General features: G+C 63.1%; 5 protein-coding genes. 2 read left to right on the top strand and 3 right to left on the bottom strand.

Features of this window, described 5'->3' with window-relative positions; all coding sequences use genetic code 11:
* Nucleotides 1-108: 108 nt before the first annotated feature.
* Together EOB59_RS21735 and miaA are read right to left on the bottom strand one after the other, a co-directional pair.
* Nucleotides 109-900 (bottom strand): GGDEF domain-containing protein, encoded by a 792-nt coding sequence (locus EOB59_RS21735; RefSeq protein ID WP_127271965.1) that lies wholly within the window; start codon nt 898-900, stop codon nt 109-111.
* Nucleotides 901-1,005: 105 nt separating this feature from the next.
* Nucleotides 1,006-1,974 (bottom strand): tRNA (adenosine(37)-N6)-dimethylallyltransferase MiaA, encoded by a 969-nt coding sequence (gene miaA / locus EOB59_RS21740; protein WP_128289205.1) that lies wholly within the window; start codon nt 1,972-1,974, stop codon nt 1,006-1,008.
* Here miaA and serB point away from each other — a divergent pair.
* Both serB and EOB59_RS21750 read left to right on the top strand, forming a co-directional pair.
* A complete protein-coding gene (serB, locus tag EOB59_RS21745; RefSeq protein WP_128289206.1) occupies nt 1,964-2,851 on the top strand; it encodes a phosphoserine phosphatase SerB in 888 nt (295 codons plus the stop codon). The two genes, miaA and serB, sit on opposite strands and share 11 nt — an antisense overlap.
* Nucleotides 2,848-3,420: a GNAT family N-acetyltransferase gene (locus EOB59_RS21750; protein ID WP_128289207.1), complete on the top strand. Its 573-nt coding sequence runs from the start codon at nt 2,848-2,850 to the stop codon at nt 3,418-3,420. The genes serB and EOB59_RS21750 overlap by 4 nt, the downstream gene beginning before the upstream one ends.
* Before the next feature lie 49 nt (nt 3,421-3,469).
* On the opposite strand, the gene EOB59_RS21755 is transcribed toward EOB59_RS21750, so the two are convergent.
* The coding region (locus tag EOB59_RS21755) for a DegQ family serine endoprotease (RefSeq protein WP_164895715.1) at nt 3,470-4,875 on the bottom strand (1,406 nt) is incomplete at its 5' end.

Consider the following 4,875-nt stretch of genomic DNA (forward strand, 5'->3'; position numbering starts at 1 on the left):
TGGTTCTGTTTTCGAGAACCGAAGCGGAGCGGACGTTTGAGTCCGTGAGCACCGGAAGCGCAGAAAACGGCGCCAGACGGCCAGCCTCACGAATTCAGTGATGCGATTTCAGGCGCAGACGCGGTTACGGCCCTGCCTCTTCGCCTCGTAAAGCTGGCGGTCGGCGCGGCGATAGAACTCTTCCGCTGTTTCCTTGCGGTCCCAGACGGCGAGCCCGACGCTGGTGGTGATCTTGAGGCGGACATTGCCCGACAGCACCGACATGTTGGCAATCGCCTTGCGGATGCGCTCGGCAAACTTGCCCAGAAGCTCGGCGTCCATGTTGGGCGTGACCACGGCGAACTCCTCGCCGCCCAATCGCGCCACCACATCGTGGTAGCGCGTCATGTCCTTGAGACAGTTCGCGACGGCCTTGAGCACTTCGTCGCCGACGTCATGGCCGTGGGTGTCGTTGACCTGCTTGAAATGGTCGAGATCGAGGATCATCAGCCCGACGGGCTTTTCGATGCGCCGGAATTCCTCGAGATACTCCTTCAGCGCATCATCGAAATAGCGCCGGTTCTGCATGCCGGTCAGGCCATCGGTCAGCGCCGCATGCTCGAATGTTTCCGAGCGCGCGCTGAGCGAGACCGTCATGGCGCGTAGCTTGCCTTCCTCCATCGCCTGTTTGCGGATCAGCGGATAGATGAAGAAGATGCCGAAGAACAGCGCGGTGGCCAGGAGCACGCCGGTCGCGAACAAGAGCTTGTTGAGATAGATGACCTTGTCCAGACCCGAAGCCGTATGCAACTCGTCGGCGAAGGATTGCAGAAGTCCGTAAGCATGCAGCGTCACCAGGCCGGCGGCCAGGATCACGAATATAAAGACGAAAAATGCTGATTCCGCCTTGTGGAAACGCATCTGCTCCCCGTTGGAAAAGTGCCCACTGATCTTATGGCATGGGCGGGCTTACGGAGGGTTAATTTGGACAACCACCACGGGAACCTTTCCTTGCATGTAACCTTTTCAGGTTGTATCGGAAGCAAGCGCTGAGATCGTGGTTTCCAGATCATCACCGGGGCGCAATCTCAGCCATTCCGGCCCCAATTGATGCCTGAACCAGGTGGTTTGCCGCTTGGAATATTGCCTGGTCGCGATCTTGGCGCGTTCGATTGCCTCGGGAAAGCCAATCTCTCCGGCCATCGCTGCCTGCAGTTCGCGAACGCCGATCGCTTTCATCGCCGGCAATTCGGGATCGAGGCCAAGTGCTGCAAGCCGCTTGACCTCGTCCAGCGCGCCCTTGTCCAGCATCTGGTCGAAGCGTTTGTCGATCCGAGCGACCAACGCCGCCCGATCCGGCTCGATCACGAAGAAACGTGCGCTTTCCCTGTCGATGAGCGGCTGGCCGCGTTCTGCCTGCCATTCCAGGATCGAACGGCCAGACGCATCGAGAACCTCCAATGCCCGCACGACGCGCTGGCTGTCGGTTGGCTTGAGCATCATGGCCGCCGCCGAATCCTCGCGCAGCAGCAGGCTGTGCAGCTTGACGGCGCCCTGCTCCTTCAACTCATAGCGCCAGCGGTCGCGGACCCGCTGCGGAATGTCGGGCATTTCCGAAATGCCCTCGGCCAGCGCGCGAAAGTAGAGCCCGGTGCCGCCGACAAAAATCACTGGCCGTTCGGAGAATATGCCGTCCTCGATCAGCTTCATCACGTCGCGCAGCCAGGCGCCGGTGGAATAGGCGGTGGCCGGGTGGACATGGCCATAAAGATAATGCGGTGCGCGGGCGAGGTCGGCCGCCTCCGGCCGGGCGGTCAGCACGTCGAGCACCGAATAACCCTGCATGGAATCCGTGTTGACGATCACGCCACCCCTGCGCTCGGCCAGATCGAGCGCAAGCGCCGACTTGCCGCTGGCGGTCGGCCCGGCTATCAGGATCGCGTTCTTCACGCGGCCCTTGCCCGCCTGCCCGCCGGAATGTTCCATGCCGCTCATCGCCACGCTTGTTTCCCGTCCCACTGAGCGCGCTTTGTCGCTGTCGCTTGCGAATATGGCCTCACGGTCGGTCGGCGCAAGCGCTGTTGTCTGGCTGGCCGAAGGTATTGCCTGCGATCTCGTCCTGCCTGAGGCAGCCGACGACGCCGTCACGAGTGCCGTCTTGCGCACGGCACTTGCCAGCGAGGCGGTCGACGTGATCGTCCAGCAGGCGGAAACCCGCCGCAAGAAAATCCTGATCGCCGACATGGATTCAACCATGATCGACCAGGAATGCATCGACGAGCTGGCCGACGAGATCGGCGTCAAGGATCATGTTGCGGCCATCACCGCGCGATCCATGAATGGTGAGATCGCCTTCGAACCGGCTTTGCGTGAACGGGTGGCGTTGCTCAAGGGCCTCGACGCCGCCGTGGTCGATCGCATCGTCGCCAATCGCCTGACGCTGGCAGCGGGCGGCCGTGTTCTGGTCCGGACCATGCGCGCCAACGGTGCCTGGACGGCACTCGTGTCTGGCGGGTTCGAGGTCTTCACGACGCGCATCGCCGCCATGCTCGGTTTCCAGGAGAACCGCGCCAATCGCCTGCTCGAGCAGGACGGCCGCTTCACCGGGCTGGTCGGCGAACCGATCCTCGGCCGCGCCGCCAAGGCCGACGCGTTGATCGAAATTTCAGCGCGCCTCGGCCTGACGCCCGCCGACGCCATCGCCGTCGGCGACGGCGCCAATGATCTCGGCATGATCCGCCTGGCCGGTACCGGTGTCGCGCTCCACGCCAAACCGACGGTGGCGGCACAGGCCAAGGTCCGCATCGATCATGGCGACCTGACCGCGCTGCTTTATGTGCAAGGCTACAGGCAGGAGGAGTTTGTGCAATGAAACCAATGCGCACCGAGCGCCTGATCCTGCGCAACTGGGAGGATCGCGACCGCGACCTGTTCCACCGCATAAACTCCGACGACCGGGTGATGGAGTTCTTTCCGTTCCGCCGCGACCGCGCCGAGGCGGATGCCAAGATGGACGAGCTCAGGGCCTGGACCACGAAGGACGGATACGGTTTTGCGGCCGCCGAGATCACCGCCACCGGTGAATGCATCGGCTTCATCGGTCTCCTCGACACCGATCATGTGCCATCCCTGCCAGCCGGCACCATCGAGATCGGCTGGCGGCTGGCACCTGAGTTCTGGGGCAAGGGCTATGTCACCGAGGCAGCCGAAGCGTGGCTGGCCTACGGCTTCGAGACGCTTGGCCTCGATGAAATCGTATCATTCGCCGTCGCGGCCAACCGCCGCTCCACCGCCGTCATGCAACGCCTCGGCATGAGCGCGGATCCGTCCGGCGATTTCGACCACCCCAGCATTCCCGACAGCCATCCCGCGCTCAAGCGCCATGTCCTGTACAGACTGTCGCGCCAAGACTGGCAGGCAAGAAAAAGGGCGGCCCGCTAGCCGCCCTTTCCATTCAAGATGAGGATTTTTTCGCCGCATCTTCCGGATCTCAGTCCATCCGGATCGTCACGAACCTGAGCTCGCCGGTCTTCGAGGCCAGCATCAAGAGCGCATTCTTGCGCCCCTGTTCCTTCAAGGCGCCGATCCGGTCCATGACGTCCTTGGGCGTGGCGACCGATTCCTGCGCGATCTCGGTGATCACCTCGCCGGGCTGGATGCCGCGTTCGGCGGCGGCCGAGTCCTTGGTGACGTCGGTGATGACGACGCCCGAAACATCGGCCGCAATGCTGAACTTCTTGCGTGTCTCGTCGTTCAGTTCGCCGACCGTCATGCCGAGCACCGAAGCAGTGGAAACGGCCGGAGCCTTGTCGCCCTTGTCCTGATCGGTGTTGCTGCCCTCCTCACTGCTGGCGAGCTTCTCGCCATCCTCGAGCCGGCCGAGCGTCACTTTCACGGTCTGCTCGACACCCTTGCGCACGATGAGCACATCGACCGCCTTGCCAACCGGGCTTTCGGCGACAACGCGCGGCAGATCGCGCATCTCATGGATGTCCTTGCCGTCGAACTTGATGACGACATCGCCCGCCTGGATGGTGCCATTGTCGACCGGGCCGCCCTTGATCACGCCGGCGACCAGCGCGCCCCTGGCGGTCGCCATGCCGAGGCTTTCGGCGATGTCGTCGGTCACCGGCTGGATGCGCACGCCCAGCCAGCCGCGCCGCGTCTCGCCGAACTGGCGCAACTGGTCGACGACGCCGGACGCGAGCTGGGCGGGGATGGAAAAGCCGATGCCGATCGAACCGCCGGAAGGCGAAATGATCGCCGTGTTGATGCCGATGACTTCGCCGGCGCTGTTGAACAGCGGTCCGCCGGAATTGCCACGGTTGATCGCGGCATCGGTCTGGATGAAGTCATCATAGGGGCCGGAATTGATGTCGCGGTTGCGGGCAGAGACGATGCCGACCGTGACCGTGCCGCCGAGGCCGAACGGATTGCCGATCGCCATCACCCAGTCGCCGACGCGCATCTTGGTGGAATCGCCGAACTTCACCGCCGTCAGCTTGTGGCCTTTCGGATCGACCTTGAGCACGGCGACATCGGTCTTGGTGTCGGTGCCGACCAGCGTCGCCTTCAAGGTGACACCATCGGAGAAATTGACCTCGATGTCGTCGGCATCGGCAATGACATGGTTGTTGGTGACGACGATGCCTTGCTCGGCATCGATGACGAAGCCGGAGCCCAGCGACTGCACCTTCTGCGAGCCGTTGTCCTTGTCACCGCCGCGGTTCTTGAAGAAATCGTCGAAGAAATCCTGGAAGGGCGACCCCTCGGGCAATTGCGGCATCGGCACCGCGCCAGGGCCTTCGGTGCCCTTGACCGTCTGCGAGGTCGATATGTTGACCACTGCGCCGATCTGGCGCAAGGCCTGCTCGGCGCAGTGGTCAACATATCGAC

Source organism: Mesorhizobium sp. M7A.F.Ca.MR.176.00.0.0 (assembly GCF_004023165.1).
Classification (GTDB): domain Bacteria; phylum Pseudomonadota; class Alphaproteobacteria; order Rhizobiales; family Rhizobiaceae; genus Mesorhizobium.